This is a genomic window from Priestia sp. FW507-14D1A, from assembly GCF_058781295.1.
The window spans coordinates 623,862-639,100 of sequence record NZ_JBYSWQ010000002.1 but is presented as its reverse complement, the minus strand read 5'-3'; the positions used below and the strand labels follow the sequence as shown (position 1 = coordinate 639,100).

Annotated in this window: 18 protein-coding genes; 14 read left to right on the top strand and 4 right to left on the bottom strand. The window is 39.8% G+C overall.

Annotation, left to right across the window (positions count from 1 at the left end; genetic code table 11):
* Positions 1-18: 18 nt before the first annotated feature.
* From AC3WJG_RS11640 to AC3WJG_RS11630, 3 genes are all read left to right on the top strand, one after another.
* The gene (locus tag AC3WJG_RS11640; protein ID WP_102813636.1) at positions 19-1,581 is read left to right on the top strand and encodes a gamma-glutamyltransferase family protein; all 1,563 of its coding nucleotides are present in this window, start codon (positions 19-21) and stop codon (positions 1,579-1,581) included.
* A gap of 20 nt (positions 1,582-1,601) precedes the next feature.
* The gene (locus AC3WJG_RS11635) at positions 1,602-1,805 is read left to right on the top strand and encodes a CapE family protein (RefSeq protein ID WP_014461308.1); all 204 of its coding nucleotides are present in this window, start codon (positions 1,602-1,604) and stop codon (positions 1,803-1,805) included.
* A gap of 123 nt (positions 1,806-1,928) precedes the next feature.
* A complete protein-coding gene (locus AC3WJG_RS11630) occupies positions 1,929-3,491 on the top strand; it encodes a gamma-glutamyltransferase family protein (RefSeq protein ID WP_102813635.1) in 1,563 nt (520 codons plus the stop codon).
* A 26-nt stretch (positions 3,492-3,517) separates the two neighbouring features.
* Here AC3WJG_RS11630 and AC3WJG_RS11625 read toward each other — a convergent pair whose 3' ends face one another.
* Positions 3,518-3,967, bottom strand: a complete 450-nt coding sequence (locus AC3WJG_RS11625; protein WP_028407691.1) for a staygreen family protein — start codon at positions 3,965-3,967, stop codon at positions 3,518-3,520.
* Positions 3,968-4,115: 148 nt separating this feature from the next.
* Between AC3WJG_RS11625 and AC3WJG_RS11620 the strand changes: the two genes are divergently transcribed.
* The 3 genes from AC3WJG_RS11620 (at position 4,116) to AC3WJG_RS11610 (ending at position 5,739) form a co-directional block, all read left to right on the top strand.
* Positions 4,116-4,283: a hypothetical protein gene (locus tag AC3WJG_RS11620; protein WP_013055713.1), complete on the top strand. Its 168-nt coding sequence runs from the start codon at positions 4,116-4,118 to the stop codon at positions 4,281-4,283.
* A 192-nt stretch (positions 4,284-4,475) separates the two neighbouring features.
* The gene (locus tag AC3WJG_RS11615; protein WP_028407692.1) at positions 4,476-4,949 is read left to right on the top strand and encodes a hypothetical protein; all 474 of its coding nucleotides are present in this window, start codon (positions 4,476-4,478) and stop codon (positions 4,947-4,949) included.
* Positions 4,950-5,079: 130 nt separating this feature from the next.
* Positions 5,080-5,739, top strand: coding sequence for a haloacid dehalogenase type II (locus AC3WJG_RS11610; protein WP_013082018.1), 660 nt, complete (start codon positions 5,080-5,082; stop codon positions 5,737-5,739).
* Between the two features lie 30 nt (positions 5,740-5,769).
* Here the strand turns inward: AC3WJG_RS11610 and AC3WJG_RS11605 are convergent, their stop codons facing one another.
* The 3 genes from AC3WJG_RS11605 to AC3WJG_RS11595 all read right to left on the bottom strand — a co-directional run bounded on the left by AC3WJG_RS11605 (position 5,770) and on the right by AC3WJG_RS11595 (position 8,226).
* Entirely contained in the window at positions 5,770-5,952 is a 183-nt protein-coding gene (locus AC3WJG_RS11605) for a CsbD family protein (protein ID WP_013082019.1), read from the bottom strand.
* A 140-nt stretch (positions 5,953-6,092) separates the two neighbouring features.
* A complete protein-coding gene (locus tag AC3WJG_RS11600) occupies positions 6,093-6,587 on the bottom strand; it encodes an NUDIX hydrolase (protein WP_217598901.1) in 495 nt (164 codons plus the stop codon).
* An 88-nt stretch (positions 6,588-6,675) separates the two neighbouring features.
* Positions 6,676-8,226: a glycoside hydrolase family 10-like protein gene (locus tag AC3WJG_RS11595; RefSeq protein WP_098333762.1), complete on the bottom strand. Its 1,551-nt coding sequence runs from the start codon at positions 8,224-8,226 to the stop codon at positions 6,676-6,678.
* A 215-nt stretch (positions 8,227-8,441) separates the two neighbouring features.
* Between AC3WJG_RS11595 and AC3WJG_RS11590 the strand changes: the two genes are divergently transcribed.
* The 8 genes from AC3WJG_RS11590 (at position 8,442) to AC3WJG_RS11555 (ending at position 15,239) form a co-directional block, all read left to right on the top strand.
* Complete coding sequence (locus AC3WJG_RS11590; protein WP_337133679.1) at positions 8,442-9,296, top strand: MurR/RpiR family transcriptional regulator; 855 nt, start codon at positions 8,442-8,444, stop codon at positions 9,294-9,296.
* A 14-nt stretch (positions 9,297-9,310) separates the two neighbouring features.
* The gene (locus AC3WJG_RS11585; RefSeq protein ID WP_013055720.1) at positions 9,311-9,616 is read left to right on the top strand and encodes a PTS sugar transporter subunit IIB; all 306 of its coding nucleotides are present in this window, start codon (positions 9,311-9,313) and stop codon (positions 9,614-9,616) included.
* An 82-nt stretch (positions 9,617-9,698) separates the two neighbouring features.
* Positions 9,699-11,000, top strand: coding sequence for a PTS sugar transporter subunit IIC (locus tag AC3WJG_RS11580; protein ID WP_013082024.1), 1,302 nt, complete (start codon positions 9,699-9,701; stop codon positions 10,998-11,000).
* A gap of 54 nt (positions 11,001-11,054) precedes the next feature.
* The gene (locus AC3WJG_RS11575) at positions 11,055-11,321 is read left to right on the top strand and encodes a hypothetical protein (protein ID WP_098579074.1); all 267 of its coding nucleotides are present in this window, start codon (positions 11,055-11,057) and stop codon (positions 11,319-11,321) included.
* A gap of 16 nt (positions 11,322-11,337) precedes the next feature.
* On the top strand, positions 11,338-12,654 hold the full coding sequence (locus tag AC3WJG_RS11570) for a 6-phospho-beta-glucosidase (protein WP_337133675.1): 1,317 nt from the start codon (positions 11,338-11,340) through the stop codon (positions 12,652-12,654).
* Position 12,655: 1 nt separating this feature from the next.
* On the top strand, positions 12,656-13,801 hold the full coding sequence (gene anmK / locus AC3WJG_RS11565; RefSeq protein ID WP_337133673.1) for an anhydro-N-acetylmuramic acid kinase AnmK: 1,146 nt from the start codon (positions 12,656-12,658) through the stop codon (positions 13,799-13,801).
* Between the two features lie 17 nt (positions 13,802-13,818).
* Positions 13,819-14,154: a PTS lactose/cellobiose transporter subunit IIA gene (locus tag AC3WJG_RS11560; protein WP_013055725.1), complete on the top strand. Its 336-nt coding sequence runs from the start codon at positions 13,819-13,821 to the stop codon at positions 14,152-14,154.
* Positions 14,151-15,239 carry a DUF871 domain-containing protein gene (locus tag AC3WJG_RS11555; RefSeq protein ID WP_060746578.1) on the top strand — a complete coding sequence of 363 codons (1,089 nt, stop codon included), beginning with the start codon at positions 14,151-14,153 and terminating at the stop codon, positions 15,237-15,239. Before AC3WJG_RS11560 ends, AC3WJG_RS11555 begins: the two co-directional genes overlap by 4 nt.

Here is a 15,239-nt window from a genome sequence, read left to right as displayed (position 1 = left end):
ACACAGAGGAGGTAAAAGATGATAAATAAACGTAATACGATTATTGTTTCCATTGTCATCTTTTCACTCATAGTAGGTGTATGTGTTTATCAATTTATGTTTCCAAAACAAGAATATGCAGTAAGTACTTCAGATCCTCGCGCCACAAAAGTAGGTATGGAAATTCTTAAACAAGGCGGTACAGCAGTTGATGCAGCTATTGCCATTTCCTACACGCTTGGTGTTGTGGAACCGTACGGATCAGGACTTGGGGGAGGCGGCGGAATGCTGATTGATCCAGCAGATGCCTCTCCAACATTTATTGACTACCGAGAAATTGCACCTAAGAATGATAAAGAAGATGAGATTGGCGTACCAGGGTTCGTTGCTGGTATGGATTATATTCAGCACCACTACGGATCTATGTCGATGAGCAAACTAATCGACCCGGCCATTAACTATGCTGAGAATGGGTATAAAGCGGACAAAGATTTGCACGATAGGCTGGTTTCATACAAAGGTAATGTGAATGAAGATGAAATTCCTAGCTTTTATCCAGATAAGGACGCCATTAACACAGGTGAAATTGTCAAACAGCATGAATTAGCGAACACCCTGCAAAAGATTAAGGAAGAAGGGCCAAATGCTTTTTATAGAGGGGAAATTGCAGACGATATTACAGAAGAAACAAAAGTAAGTCACAAAGACTTGCGAAAGTATGCGCCTGTTGAACGCAAACCTCTATCAACGAATTATAAAGGTCATCAAATTATTTCAGCACCTCCGCCTTTTGCTGGTGCTACGCTTATTCAAATGTTAAAAATGACGGATCAAGAAGATATTTGGAAGCTGAAGGAATCGCATCCTAGTCTTTATTATCATTTTCTTGGTCAAATTTCAAAAGTAGCTTATCAAGACCGCTTGAAAAAAATTGCTGATCCGGCTTTTATAAAAGAAACGCCAAATGATTGGATCGACGATCATTACGTGCATTTACTTCGTAATAAATTAAATAATACTGAAACAGATCATACCAAAGTAAGCGACGTCGAAGAACATGAAAGTACCACTCATTTTGTTGTCATGGACGGTGAAGGAACCGTTGTATCAACAACGAATACGCTGAGTAATTTCTTTGGCAGCGGTGAATATGTAGATGGATTCTTTTTAAATAATACGCTCAATACGTTTGGGGAAGGAATTAATAAGCGTCAACCCGGTAAGCGTCCAAGAACATTTACAGCTCCTACCATTATTCGTGAAGGTGATGAATGGGTAATGTCCATTGGCACACCGGGAGGAAATCGCATTCCTCAAGTGTTAACGCAAGTAATTGGGGATTATTTTGAAGACAAAGATTCCATTAAAAACGCAGTAGAAAACAAGCGTGTCATTTTTGATTCTCATAAGTTTTATTCAGAAGCTAAGCTTAAACAGTCAACGAAAGATGGTTTAAAAACGTACGGCTATGACTTAAAAAACAATGATAACGCGATGTTTTACGGAGGCGTTCAAGCACTTGTGAAAGACTTAAAGAAAAACAAAATTCAAGGTGACGCTGATCCGCGCCGCCACGGTTTATGGGAAAAAAGTACAGACTAACTTAATTGGAGGAATAGAAAATGATCGCAAAACGAATCGTAGGGATTGTAGGACCAATTGCTATTGTAGCAGGAGTAGTAGCAGGGCTTGGAGCTTTAAAACATCCGGCTACTCTTTCAACAGATGAACAGCAAAAAATTGAAAATAACGTAAAAATGATTGAACAAACAAAATCAGCTGCTACAGATGCAGTAAATGATGCTGCAGCAGCTTCTGGGAAATAAAACATATATAGTAATAAAAAGGCATCGTCCGGGGCGATGTCTTTTTTGTGTGCAATTTAATTTATGGATAAAAATGAAAGCGCTTCACAAAATATACATATGAGTAAAAATGGAGGGGAATGTGTGAATAAAAAATTACTGTTATTTAATATTGTTGCTGTTTTGTTGTTAATCGGGGTGATAGCCGCTTTTTTTATGACTCAATCGAGTACAGATCTTAGTCCTAAAAAGCTGCTTAAAAAAAATAATGATCATTCTTATGGTGTGAGTTCATCGAATTCTCTGGCAGCAAATGTAGGGATGGACGTATTAAAAGAAGGCGGGAATGCAGTAGATGCGGCTATTGCTATTTCGTATGCCCTTAACGTAGTCGAACCTTTTGGATCTGGAATTGGCGGAGGTGGAGGTATGCTGATTGCCAAAAAAGATCAGCCTGCTACTTTTATCGATTACCGGGAAACCGCTCCAACTTCTATGAGCGGTAAAAACGGCGTGCCGGGATTTGTCGCTGGTATGGAATATATTCAGCAGAAGTATGGTACAAAATCAATGAGTGATTTGATTCAGCCGGCTGTTGAATACGCTGAAAAAGGGTTTAAAGTAGACTCTCTTTTATCGTCTCGATTGTATTACTCTAGAGGAAGGATGGATGTAGACGATCTATCCGCTTTTTATCCGAAGGGAGAAGCAATCGAAGAAGGAGAAACACTGTCACAGCCCGTGTTAGCTAAAACGCTAATCAAAATTCAGCGAGAAGGTGCGTCTGCATTTTATAAAGGAGATGTGGCACAAGATCTTGCTGATGCAACGCCTATTTCTAAAAAAGACTTATCTTCCTATCAAGTGACAGAAACCAAGCCTGTCGTTTCAACTTACAATGGAAGTGAAGTGATTTCAGCGCCTCCGCCTTTTTCCGGAATTACACTGATTCAAATGTTAAAAATGGCAGAGAAAGAAAATCTTGAAACAATGCCTGATAAAGAATATTACGAAAAGATGAACAGAATTAAAAAGGCAGCTTACTCCGACCGTTTAAAACAAATCGGAGATCCAGACTTTCATAATCAAAACTCAAGTGAATTAGTCAGTGATGATTATATAACAAACTTGGTCAATCACCCGACACGTTCTTCAGGTGAAGGCGATGAAGAACACGAAAGTACAACACATTTTGTGGTTATTGATTCAGAAGGAACCGTCGTATCTACAACTAATACGTTGAGTAACTTCTTTGGTACAGGCGAACAAGTTGACGGTTTTTTTCTTAATAACAACGCTGATACGTTTGGAAGCAAAGAACCGAATAATCGCGAGCCGGGAAAAAGAGCAAGAACTTTTACGGCTCCAACTATTATAAGAGAAAAAGGCGAGTGGGCGATGGGAATAGGTTCTCCCGGCGGAACGCGGATTCCTCAAATTTTAACTCAGGTACTTTCTAAAAACCTTGAAGGAAATGAATCGCTTCAAAAAGCTGTAAACGAACCGCGCTTTATCTTTGATGATTCGACTATTTATGTAGAGCCCGATTTAAATACCAAAAATATTCCTTCTGCGTTTCGAATAGAAACAAAGGAAAGCGACGTCTTTTATGGAGGTATTCAAGCGTTAACCATTAATTTTCAAGATAAACAAATGGAAGGAGCCGGAGACCCTAGAAGAAATGGAGTTTGGAAAACAGGAGATTAACGAAGTAAAGATCCCTTCTCATATGCTTAGGCATAGTGAGAAGGCGTTTGAAAATATCGAATGGAATGAAAATCTTTGTCGCTGGAATGAAAATGTACGTAAATGGGGGAACGATCTAAAGCAGGGTGAGCGTTGAAAAACGTGGCATCACCGTAGCGCAATGCTTTTAGCAAGTAAGGCATTTCCTGTTTGAAAATAGCATATCGTATGGCTTGAACGGACTTTTCCGTTTGTTCATTGCCAATAAATACGTATACATACAGCGTATCAACACCGTCTTTGTGGAGCCATTCGGCAAAAAGCTCATTTCGCTGCTCATTTAATTGATCAACAGCAAACTTTTCGTCGATCCAAAGAAATAAATCGTCTGTTTGTTCAGAATGTGTGAGCGTATAGCGTCGCCCAATAAAAGGAAAGGTGGGCGTGCTTCCTTGCCGGTATGTGACGCTAAATTGCTGAGGATTAAAAGCAGACAAAGGGCATCTTCCTTTCACGCTTTTAAGTAGTTTATGCATAAAAAAGAGAAATTTCACACATTCGTCAAGAATTTTAAACTGTTTTTCTTACATGCATACTTATGAAAAAGTTGTTACACTGAAGAAAAGAAATAGTGGGTGATAAAAGATGGAGCCGCTGTATATTGTCTTATCCATTTTTTTAGCAGCGATGCTATCGTATGATATTGCTAAATTTGTTCGAGGGGACCGGCCAGATTGGAAAGAGGGTCTCGTGACGGGCCTTGTATTCGTCGGCTTTTTAGCAGCCATGCAAATGGCTTTTCACATTGTATAGCGACGAAAGAGGCTGGGACAAACGTAGTTTAGTTGAAGAAAGATCCGAACGATAAATCGTTCGGATCTTTTATGTTTATGTCTCAATCCCTTTTTTAAAGATATGCCGGATAAGTTTAGTCCGGCAAGACTAAAAAGCTTGGATATCGAATAAGCTGTTGTATACTGCATTTTTGATAAAGGGGCTTTTTACTTGTATCGAAAAAAAACACTGCTTTTGAAGCAAAGTTTAGGAGTAGCTGTGTTTCTTTCTGTTATTGCGCTGGGAGTTTGGATGTTTCAATTTACATTCTTTTCTCCGAGTCATCAAGCCAAATCTGCCGTAAAAGAATTTTATACGCTAGAACAGGAAGGGAACTTTTCGGAATCATGGGATCTTTTTCATTCATCCATGAAGAAGAAGTGGACAAAAGGTGCATACATACAAGATCGAGCACACGTATTTCTCAATCATTTCGGCGTAGACACTTTTACTTATTCCATTGAAGATGTTGAAAAAAGAAAGAGCTGGAAGATGGAAAATGATCGTAAAGCGTTTTCTGTTGTTTACGAAATGACCGTTATCCAAACGTATAAAGGGAAATATGGAAACTTTGATTTAGTGCAGAAAGTGTATGCTGTTCGTGAAAAAGGAAAATGGAAAGTCGTGTGGGATTATAAACAGTAGGAGAACCTGCTGTTTTTTTTATTTTCATAAGAAGCGAGCATACCTCAGCTGTTAATATGCCTCTTTTTTAACAGAAAAAACGTTATGTTTTTTTGCGAGTGGGTAAAATGAAAGAAGGAGGCGAACACAGATGAAATTTAAAACGATTTTATTTGATGCATATGGAACACTGTTTGATGTACATACCGTTATTGAAACGTGTGATAAGCTGTATCCGGAGCGGGGAGAAAGCATTAGCCATTTATGGCGTTTGAAGCAAATTGAATATGCCATGCAATACCAGCTGATGGGACGGTACGTTGACTTTTATACATTAACAAATCAATCCCTGAAATATGCAGCAGAAGCAAATGATATTGATTTAACGGAACACGAAGAAAAAATGCTGATGAGTGCCTACATGAAGCTGAATGTCTACGATGAAGTCAAAGAGGTGCTCGCCTATTTAAAAGAAAAAGGGTATCGTCTGGCTATTTTTACGAATGGCCCTAAGCACATGATTGATCCGCTTGTTTCTTATCACAATATGAATCATTTATTTGAAGACGTTATTTCCGTAGACGAAATCAAACAGTACAAGCCTACGATGGCAAGCTATCACTATGCAAAAAATAAAATGAACGCAAAAAGAGAAGAAGTATTATTTTTGTCATCGAATACATGGGATATTGCCGGTGCTAAAAACTACGGGTTCGCAACGGCTTGGGTCAACCGAAAAGGAAATGTAGCTGAACATAAAGAATTGCAGCCAAACGTAATCATTAAAAGCTTAAATCAGCTTATTAAATAAAAAAAGAACGAGCATTAAGCTCGTCCTTTTTTATTTATTGCTAAATGTATCTTTTGTTTCGCCTACTGCTTTTTGAGCATTTCCTTTTGTTTTCTCAGCTTTTCCTTCACGCTGAAGGTCGCGGTTATTCGTTGCATTTCCTACTTGATCTTTTACTTCACCTTTAGCTTTTGATACATTTCCTTTAACTTTATCTCCTAAACCTTTACTCATTTTAATCTTCCTTTCTATTAGTAATTAAGTAGTGTTACTTGTCTGTTCCACCATTAGAAAGAAATTAAACATATTTTCTGATTTCAACTTAAACAGCAGCTAAGCGTACGATATTCAGGAGTAATTTATAGGCACTATTATTATTGTTCGGAGGTTTTAAGCTCCCAATCATCATAAATCTGAGATTCATAAGGCCATGATAATAAGCTTAAAGATTCCACTGCTTTTAGAACAAGAGGCGAAGCATTATCGATGTTGAGATCCTGCGGTGCAATCCATAATGCTTCCAAAGAATCCTGTCCTTCAAACTGTACGGGGTGGGAAAGAAGCTCACCGCCGGCAATGTCTACGTAATAGAATACAGCGATGTGATGCACGTGGGTAAATTCTTTCCACTTACAAGGATACTGAAAATCTGTTGTACCCGCTTGAGAAATAATGTTAATCTCGAAGCCTGTTTCTTCCACAAATTCTCTTTTCATCGCTGCCGTTAATGTTTCACCGTGCTCTAGCTGTCCGCCTGGCAAATCAAAACGATGAATATACGGACCTCTGTTTTTTCGAATAACAAGCAGCTTGTTATTTCGCATACAAATTCCATATACGCCAAAGGCGCGATCATAGTTTGGTTCCATTTTTTTCACTACTTTCTATAACAGAATGGCTTGATAAGGCATCATTTGATTTCTTTATCCTACCATACATTTTGCTATAGAACCTTTTTTAATGAGATGCTTTTACAGTAAGCGTGCGGGAAATGGCACTTTCGTTATGCAAACGGTCAACAGAGGTTACAACATATGTGTACGTTTGATTTTCAAGTGCATTCTGATCTACAAACAATTGTGTTTCTCCCGTTTTTCGAACCGTTGTCAGCAGGTTTTCTGCGCTGTTAATGTCGCCTTTTTTATTGCCTTGAAAGCGATAAATGGCATAATAAGCGGAGTCATTCTGCTGGTGATCTCGAATTTCAAATGCTGCTTCTTTTGTATGAGGACCCGCGTTTTTTAATTTTGGTGCTTTTGGGGCCGTATTATCAAGCCAAGGCATTGCTGGAATAAGCGCAGGGTGTTTATAAATATCGTTTTGCAGCTTGTCTTTTATTCCTAGCGGGTTTCGGTTTAAATCTTTCAGGCTAAAATGCATGCTTCCCTGTACTTCTGGAAACTGGTGATTTAGAGCAATTTGCCTTGGATACTCATCGGGATCAGACCAAGCTTCCACCGCGTTGTTATTAATTTTGTAAGCAGCTTGTCCAATATAAAGGTGGACTGGCTTTCCGCGCACTTCATCTCTCCACCAGTTGAGCAGCGTATCGTAAGCAGCGGGTTCAAATCCGATATTCCAATAAATTTGCGGAGTGATGTAATCAATGTATCCATTTTGAATCCACGTACGCGTATCGGCATACAAATCATCGTAGTTTGTTTGTCCAGCAGTCGTCTCAGAGCCAGTTGGATCATTAGCAATGTTTCGCCATACGCCGAACGGACTGATGCCAAATTTCACGTACGATTTTGTTTTTTTAATAGATTTATTTAAATCTCGAACAAGCTGATTAACATTGTCACGCCGCCAGTCTTCAATATTGGAAAACGTTTGAGCACCGTAGGCTTCATATGTTTTTTGATCTGGGAACGTTTGACCTGCAATTTTGTAAGGATAAAAATAGTCGTCCATATGAACAGCATCAATATCATAGTTTCTTACGACTTCGAGCACTTCTTCAATAATAAAGTTTTTTACTTCTGGAATACCTGGGTTGTAGTAGAGTTGTTTTCCGTAGGAGACGACCCAATCAGGATGTTGTTTAGCAGGATGATTATCGGCTAGTTTGTTTAAATCAGTATGATTCATTGTAATGCGGTAAGGGTTAAACCATGCGTGGAATTCTAAGTTGCGCTTGTGTGCTTCGTCTACCATAAAGGCTAGAGGATCATAGCCGGGATCTTTTCCTTGTGTACCGGTTAAATATTCTGACCATGGGCCATATTTTGACGGATAAAAGGAATCGGCGGTCGGTTTAATTTGAACGACAACAGCATTCATCCCCATCTTTTTTACTTCGTCTAGCAAATAGGTAAACTCTTTTTTCTGCTGTTCAATCGGAAGACCAGGCTGAGAAGGCCAATCAATGTTGTATACGCTTGCAATCCAGGCAGCTCGGAGCTCCCGCTTTTGATACGTAGTAGGTACGTCGGCTTTAGCAGGCAATGTGCTCGAACAAAACAGCAGCAAAAACAAGATGCCTCCAACCCATTTTTTAATATGCATGTTCGTTCCTCCTTCTTTTTTGGTTGAGATAAAATTTCTTTCATAATATAGCATGCGGTCGTTATATTCACAATAGATTTTGATGAAATATTCTGAAAAATAAAATAAAGTTTTAAAAATATCAGAAAAATATTGAAATTAAACTTCAGAAAAAATATAATAATGGTAATTTAAAGAATATTTTAGAAATACGTTACTTAACGATGGAGGAATTCATGCGCCAATTTTCCGTACTTACTTTAATCGATGCACAAATGAATCATTACAGTCCCGCTGAAGGAAGAGTAGCTGATTACGTGTTAGAAAATCCTACCACCACGTTGAACTTAACGACCAAACAGCTAGCTAAGCAGTGTCAGTGCAGCGAAGCTACGATTATTCGCTTTTGTCAGCGTGTAGGCATTAATAGTTTTAAAGAATTAAAGATTGAATTAGCCAAAGATGCTCATAAGGTGAATACCGAACAGCTGCCGAATCTTCCAGTTAATTTTGAAGACGAAACGGATGCTGTGCTTGAAAAAGTCATAAGCAAAAGTATGAGCGCACTGATGAATACAAGCCGGCTAGTGAGCACTTCGGCAATTGATGCAGCTGCGGAAGCTATTCATGGAGCGAAACGAGTGTTTTTATACGGAGCAGGAGGATCATCTGTAGTTGCGCTAGATGCTCAGTATAAACTGCTTCGAATCGATATTTCGGCTCTGTTTTCATTAGATAGTCATGTTCAAATGGTGATGGCTACGAATATGACAAAAGCTGATGTGCTGTTTGTGGTATCCACTTCGGGTCAAACAAAAGAAGTGGTAGAGCTGATGCAAATAGCCAAAGACAAAGGAGCAGCCGTCATTTTGCTAACGCAGCACGGATCATCGCCAGCTTCTAGATTAGCTGATATTCTGCTGACTATTTCGGTAGAAGAACAGCATATTCGAATTGGAACGATGAGCGCTCGTATTGCTCAGTTAGCCATTGTAGATGCGATGTTTATACGGTTATGTATTCAAAAAGGCAATCAAGTGTTTGAACGCATAATCGATACACATAATTTAATTCAAAAAATAAAGAGGTAGGGGGAAACGAGAAAATGAAGGTATTGTTTGTATGTTCTGGAGGAATGTCAAGTGCGATTGTGGTAAAAGCATTAAAAACGGAAGCGCAAAAGCACGGAACGGATATGGAAGTGCTGGCAATTGGAACAAATGAAGTGGCAGAGGAAATTCAAAAGGGCTGGGACGTTGTAATGGTTGCACCGCAGATTCGTCATCGGTTTAACGCAGTGAAAGCGGAAGCGGATAAAGCTTCTGTTCCGTGCGGGCCCATTCCGCCGCAGGCTTATACGCCGCTTGGAGGTCCAACGCTTTTTAAAACGGTTCAACAGCTCGTTAGCTAAGAAAAGCAGGTGTATTCCTGCTTTTTAAATAGATAAGGGGTTTCGTTTACACAAGGGGAGAATATAGAGGGGGAAAGGGTATATGAGCAAATTTGTGTCGTTTTTAGAGAACAATTTATCGGGACCTATGGCCAGGTTATCAGAACAGCGGCATCTTCAAGCCATTCGCGATGGTGTTATTTCCGCTTTGCCGTTTATCATTATCGGAAGTTTTTTCTTGATTCTAGCGTTTCCGCCTGTGCCGCAAGATAGCACAATTGCGAAATGGGCAGCTGATAACAGCGCCAACATTTTAATACCATATCGAGTAACGATGTTTATTATGTCTTTATATATAGCCTTTGGGATAGGATACAACTTGTCTAAAAGCTATAATCTCGATCCGCTGTCAGGAGCGCAAATTGCAGTAGCCGCACTGTTACTTACGGTAACTCCAAAGCTGATTGAAGAAGAAGGGTTTATGCTTCCAATGACAAACCTTGGAGGTCACGGTTTATTTGTAACGATGATTGTATCGATTTTATCAGTCGAGATTCTCAGGTTTTGTAAAGCAAAAAATGTCACCATAAAAATGCCGGAACAAGTGCCGCCTTCGGTATCAAGGTCTTTTGAAGCACTAATTCCGGTTGCGATTGTGGTTGTACTTATGACGATTATTACCATTGTTTTAGGTATCGATCTTCACCATTTAGTTGATAAACTAGTTGCTCCGCTTGTGGAAGCTGGAGATAGTTTAGCAGGAGTGTTAATCCCGGTTTTCTTAATTACGTTTTTCTGGTCATTTGGAATTCATGGCGTCTCTGTTGTTGGGACAGTGGCACGGCCTGTATGGGAAGTATATTTAGCCAAAAATGCTGAAGCGGTAGCAGACGGAGCTTCCACACTTCCTTATATTGCACCTGAAACGTTCTTTCAGTGGTTTGTTTGGATCGGAGGATCTGGAGCGACGCTAGGTCTTGCCTTAGCGATGCTGTTTTTCTCAAAATCTAAATATTCGAAAGCGCTTTCTAGGACATCTTTTATTCCAGCGGTTTTTAATATTAACGAACCAATTATTTTCGGTTTGCCAATTGTCTTAAATCCTATTTTAATTATTCCATTTATCATCATCCCGATTATTACAACGATCATTTCATACGCAGCAACGGCGACAGGTCTTATTACGCCAACATACGTAATGGTTCCATGGACGCTCCCGGCGCCGATCGGAGCTTACCTATCTACGGGAGGAGACTGGCGGGCGGTTGTGCTAGTCGTTATCAATATTGCTATTTCTGTTGTCATTTATCTTCCGTTCTTTAAAATGTACGACCGAAAGATGGTCGAAATGGAAAAAAGCGATGAAGCAACGGTTGCACCATCCGATAGTTCAGTTCAAATGTAAAGAAAGCGAAGCCAACTTGTTTGGCTTCTATCTCTTTAGTAGGAGTGAGGGTCGATGTTTGTTCGGTTTCGATATAAAACTGTGTTTTTATTTCTGCTAACCATGGTTCTTTGCAACGTTATTTTTACACCTCTGCTGCAGTATGCTGGTTTATCAGCACAGCATAGTTTATTTGTCATTACAAGCCTATCAGCAGCGCTGCTTACAACATTTATTTCCATTGGGCTTTCAACCGCAGTTTTATCTAAAACCGCCGTTTGTATACGCTTTGTTTTGCTTGGAATAGGGTGCACCGCCGTTACATATTTAGCCGTTTTTTAACAAGGAGGGGCAAAAAATGAAAGTAGTGACAATAGGGGGAGGATCAAGCTACACACCGGAATTGGTCGAAGGGTTTATTAAACGATATGATGAGCTTCCAATTCGAGAGCTATGGCTTGTAGATGTTGAAGAAGGAAAAGAGAAACTTGAAATTGTAGGAGCACTTGCGAGAAGAATGGTCAAAAAAGCAGGTGTTGATATGAAAATTCATTTAACGCTTGATCGACAAAAAGCGTTGATAAATGCTGATTTTGTAACGACACAGCTTAGAATAGGTCAGCTTGATGCGCGTATTCAAGATGAACGCATCCCTCTTAAATACGGAATGATTGGTCAAGAGACAAACGGGGCGGGAGGATTATTTAAGGGCTTGCGAACAATCCCGGTTTTGTTGAAAATTGCCGAGGAAATAAACGAAATTTGTCCAAACGCCTGGCTGATTAATTTTACAAATCCTGCTGGTATGGTAACGGAAGCGCTGCTTCGCTACGGAAAGCATTCTAAAGTAGTAGGAGTTTGTAACCTGCCTGTACATATGACAAATTCAATCGCGAGCCTGCTTCAAATAGAAAAAAAAGATGTTCACATTGAATTTGCAGGGTTAAATCACTTGGTATATGGACTGCATGTGTATGCAAAAGGAAAGGAAGTAACGCAAGAAGTCATTCAGCGATTAAGTGATCCAAAGTCTCAAGTAACAATGAGAAACATAGCTCCTATTCCGTGGCAACCGGACTTTTTGGAAGCTCTTGGCGTGATTTTATGTCCTTATCACCGCTACTACTACAAAACAAAAGAAATATTAGCAGAAGAGCTTCTGGCCTTTCAATCAGGTACTACGCGTGCTGAAGTGGTCAAAGTATTAGAAGCCGAGCTTTTTGAACTCTATAAAAATCCAAATCTAGAAATGAAGCCTCCGCAGCTGGAAAAACGAGGAGGCGCTTATTACAGCGATGCCGCATGCAATTTAATTTCATCCATTTATAACGATAAAGGCGATATTCAAACATTAAATGTAAAAAACAATGGAGCTATTTCCTCACTCCCAAACGAATCTGCGGTTGAAGTAAACTGTGTAGTAACAAAGCAAGGGCCAGTACCGCTCGCTGTCGGTGAACTTCCGGTAGCAGTGAATGGACTTGTGCAGCAAATTAAATCGTTTGAACGAGTAGGGGCAGAAGCTGCGGTTACAGGATCTTATGAAAAATCACTTGTTGCCATGACCATTAATCCGCTTGTTCCAAGTGACGAGCTGGCTAAGTCGGTCTTAGATGAATTGCTTCAAGCTCATCGCAAGTATTTACCTGCTTTTTTTAAGGAAGTGAACGCGTAGTATGTATGCTGTTGGACTTATGTCAGGAACGTCACTCGACGGAGTTGATGCAGCTCTCGTTCAAATTGAAGGAAGCGGCTATGAAAGTAAAGTTAAGCTTCTTCATTTCATTACCGTGCCGTTTTCACCTCAGTTAAAAAAGGAAATTGAGCAGGCGCTTTCTTTTGAATATTCAAATGTACAGCTGATCTGCAGCTTAAATTTTAAACTTGGCTATGCATTTGCAGATGCAGTGAAAAAAGTGTGCCAAGAAGCCGGCTTTTCTCTTGAACAAATAGATGTTATTGGATCGCATGGGCAAACCATTTACCATCAGCCTTATGCTTCGGGAAGTACAGCGATGTCTACACTCCAAATTGGAGAGCCGGCTGTTATTGCCTATGAAACCAAAACGAAGGTAGTAGCAAACTTCAGAGTGATGGACATGGCAGCGGGCGGGCAAGGTGCTCCGTTAGTTCCTCACACGGAACGGATTTTGTACAGCCACGATGACCGTACAAGGCTGCTTCAAAACATTGGAGGTATTGGAAATGTAACGTTGATTCCGCCAAAAAAATCTCCTATACCCGTAGTAGCTTTTGATACGGGGCCGGGAAACATGATGATCGATGAAGCGTGTCAGCAGCTTTTTCATGTTTCATTTGATGAAAATGGGCGTTTAGCAGCTGAAGGAAAGATTATTTCAGAGCTTTTAGAAGACTGTATGAATCATGATTATATGAAGCTTTCTCCTCCTAAATCGACGGGAAGAGAGCTGTTCGGTACACAGTACACAAAGAGACTGCTAGAGAAATATAGCAAACATAAAAAGGAAGATCTGCTAGCTACGATTACTATGTTCACAGCATCATCCATTGTACATCACTATGAAACATTTATTTTTCCTGCCTATTCTATTGACGAAGTGATTATTGGAGGAGGCGGAAGTTATAATAATACGCTGATGAATATGATTAAAACGCAGCTCGGGAAGCGCTGCAGCGTGTATACACAAGAAGAAATTGGAATGTCTTCAGAAGCAAAAGAAGCCGTAGCTTTTGCGGTGCTCGCAAATGAAACACTTTCAGGTTATCCAAGCAATGTACCAAGTGCAACCGGCGCCTTGTCTCCTGTAATTTTAGGAAACATTACGCCTGCACCACTATAAAAAAGGGGATGGAAGAAATGACAGAAGCAGCAAATATGGAAAATGAAATTTTTGAACTTATTGCATATGGAGGAAATGCCAGATCACTTGCATATGAAGCGTTAGAAGCAGCTGAAGACTATGATTTTAATAAAGCTGACGAACTTTTAAAACAGTCTCAAGAAGAGCTCAGTCATGCTCATAAAACGCAAACTGCGCTTATTCAACGTGAATTGAACGGAAAAACAATTGAAAAGTCCCTGCTTTTAATTCACGCACAAGATCATTTAATGACGGCTATTTCAGAGCAAAAATTAATTGAACATATGATTAAGCTTATTAAAAAATTTAAAAAAGAAGGCGAGAATCAATGAAAAAGCTAGGTATTGCGATTTATCCTGAACATTCGACTGCCGAAAAAGATAAAGCGTATATAGCACTTGCGCATCAATACGGATTTACCCGTATTTTTACATGCTTGCTTTCTGTTGAAGGCGATCAGAAAAAAGTAATGGCAAATTTTAAAGAAACCATTGAGTTTGCCAATGAGCTAGAGATGGAAGTAGTAGTGGACATCGCTCCTCGCGTATTTGGAGCGCTTGGCATTTCTTATGATGACTTATCTTTTTTTCACGAATTAGGGGCTTATGCTATTCGTCTTGATTTAGGGTATACGGGAAATGAAGAGTCCATTATGACTTTTAATCCATACGGCTTAAAAATTGAAATTAATATGAGCAATGCGACGAAGTATGTGGATAATATTTTAAGTTACCGACCGAATCGAAAGCAGCTGCTCGGGTCGCACAACTTCTATCCTCATCGATATGCGGGATTGTCGTATGATCACTTTTTGAAGTGTTCAGCATTGTTTAAAGAACATAACCTTGAAACAGCAGCCTTTATTAATTCACCAAGCGCTACTTTTGGACCGTGGCCTGTTACTGAAGGACTTTGTACGCTTGAAATGCATCGCACGCTTCCGATCGACGTACAGGCTAAGCATCTTTTTAAAACGGGATTAATTGATTGTGCCATTATTGCGAATGCGTATGCATCAGAAGAAGAGATGAAGGCGCTGCGTGATGTTGTTCAGCAAGAGCGCTTTACTTTTAACGTGACCCTGTATGATACGATTACCGAGCTTGAGAAAAAAATTGTGCTGGAAGAGTTTCATTTTTACCGCGGAGACGTATCTGATTATTTAATTCGCTCTACGCAAAGCCGAGTAAAATATAAAAAAGAAGAATTCAAGCCTACGCATACTCCTTCCATTCGAAGAGGCGATATTTTAATAGAAAATGAGCTCTATGGACAGTACAAAGGAGAGCTGCAAATTGCGCTGTTAGACATGGAGAACTCAGGTAAAACAAACGTAGTAGGACGCATTGCAGAAGAGGAAATTTTTTTACTAAATGAACTGCAGCCATGGGACAAATTTGCTTTTTGTGAGCAGTGA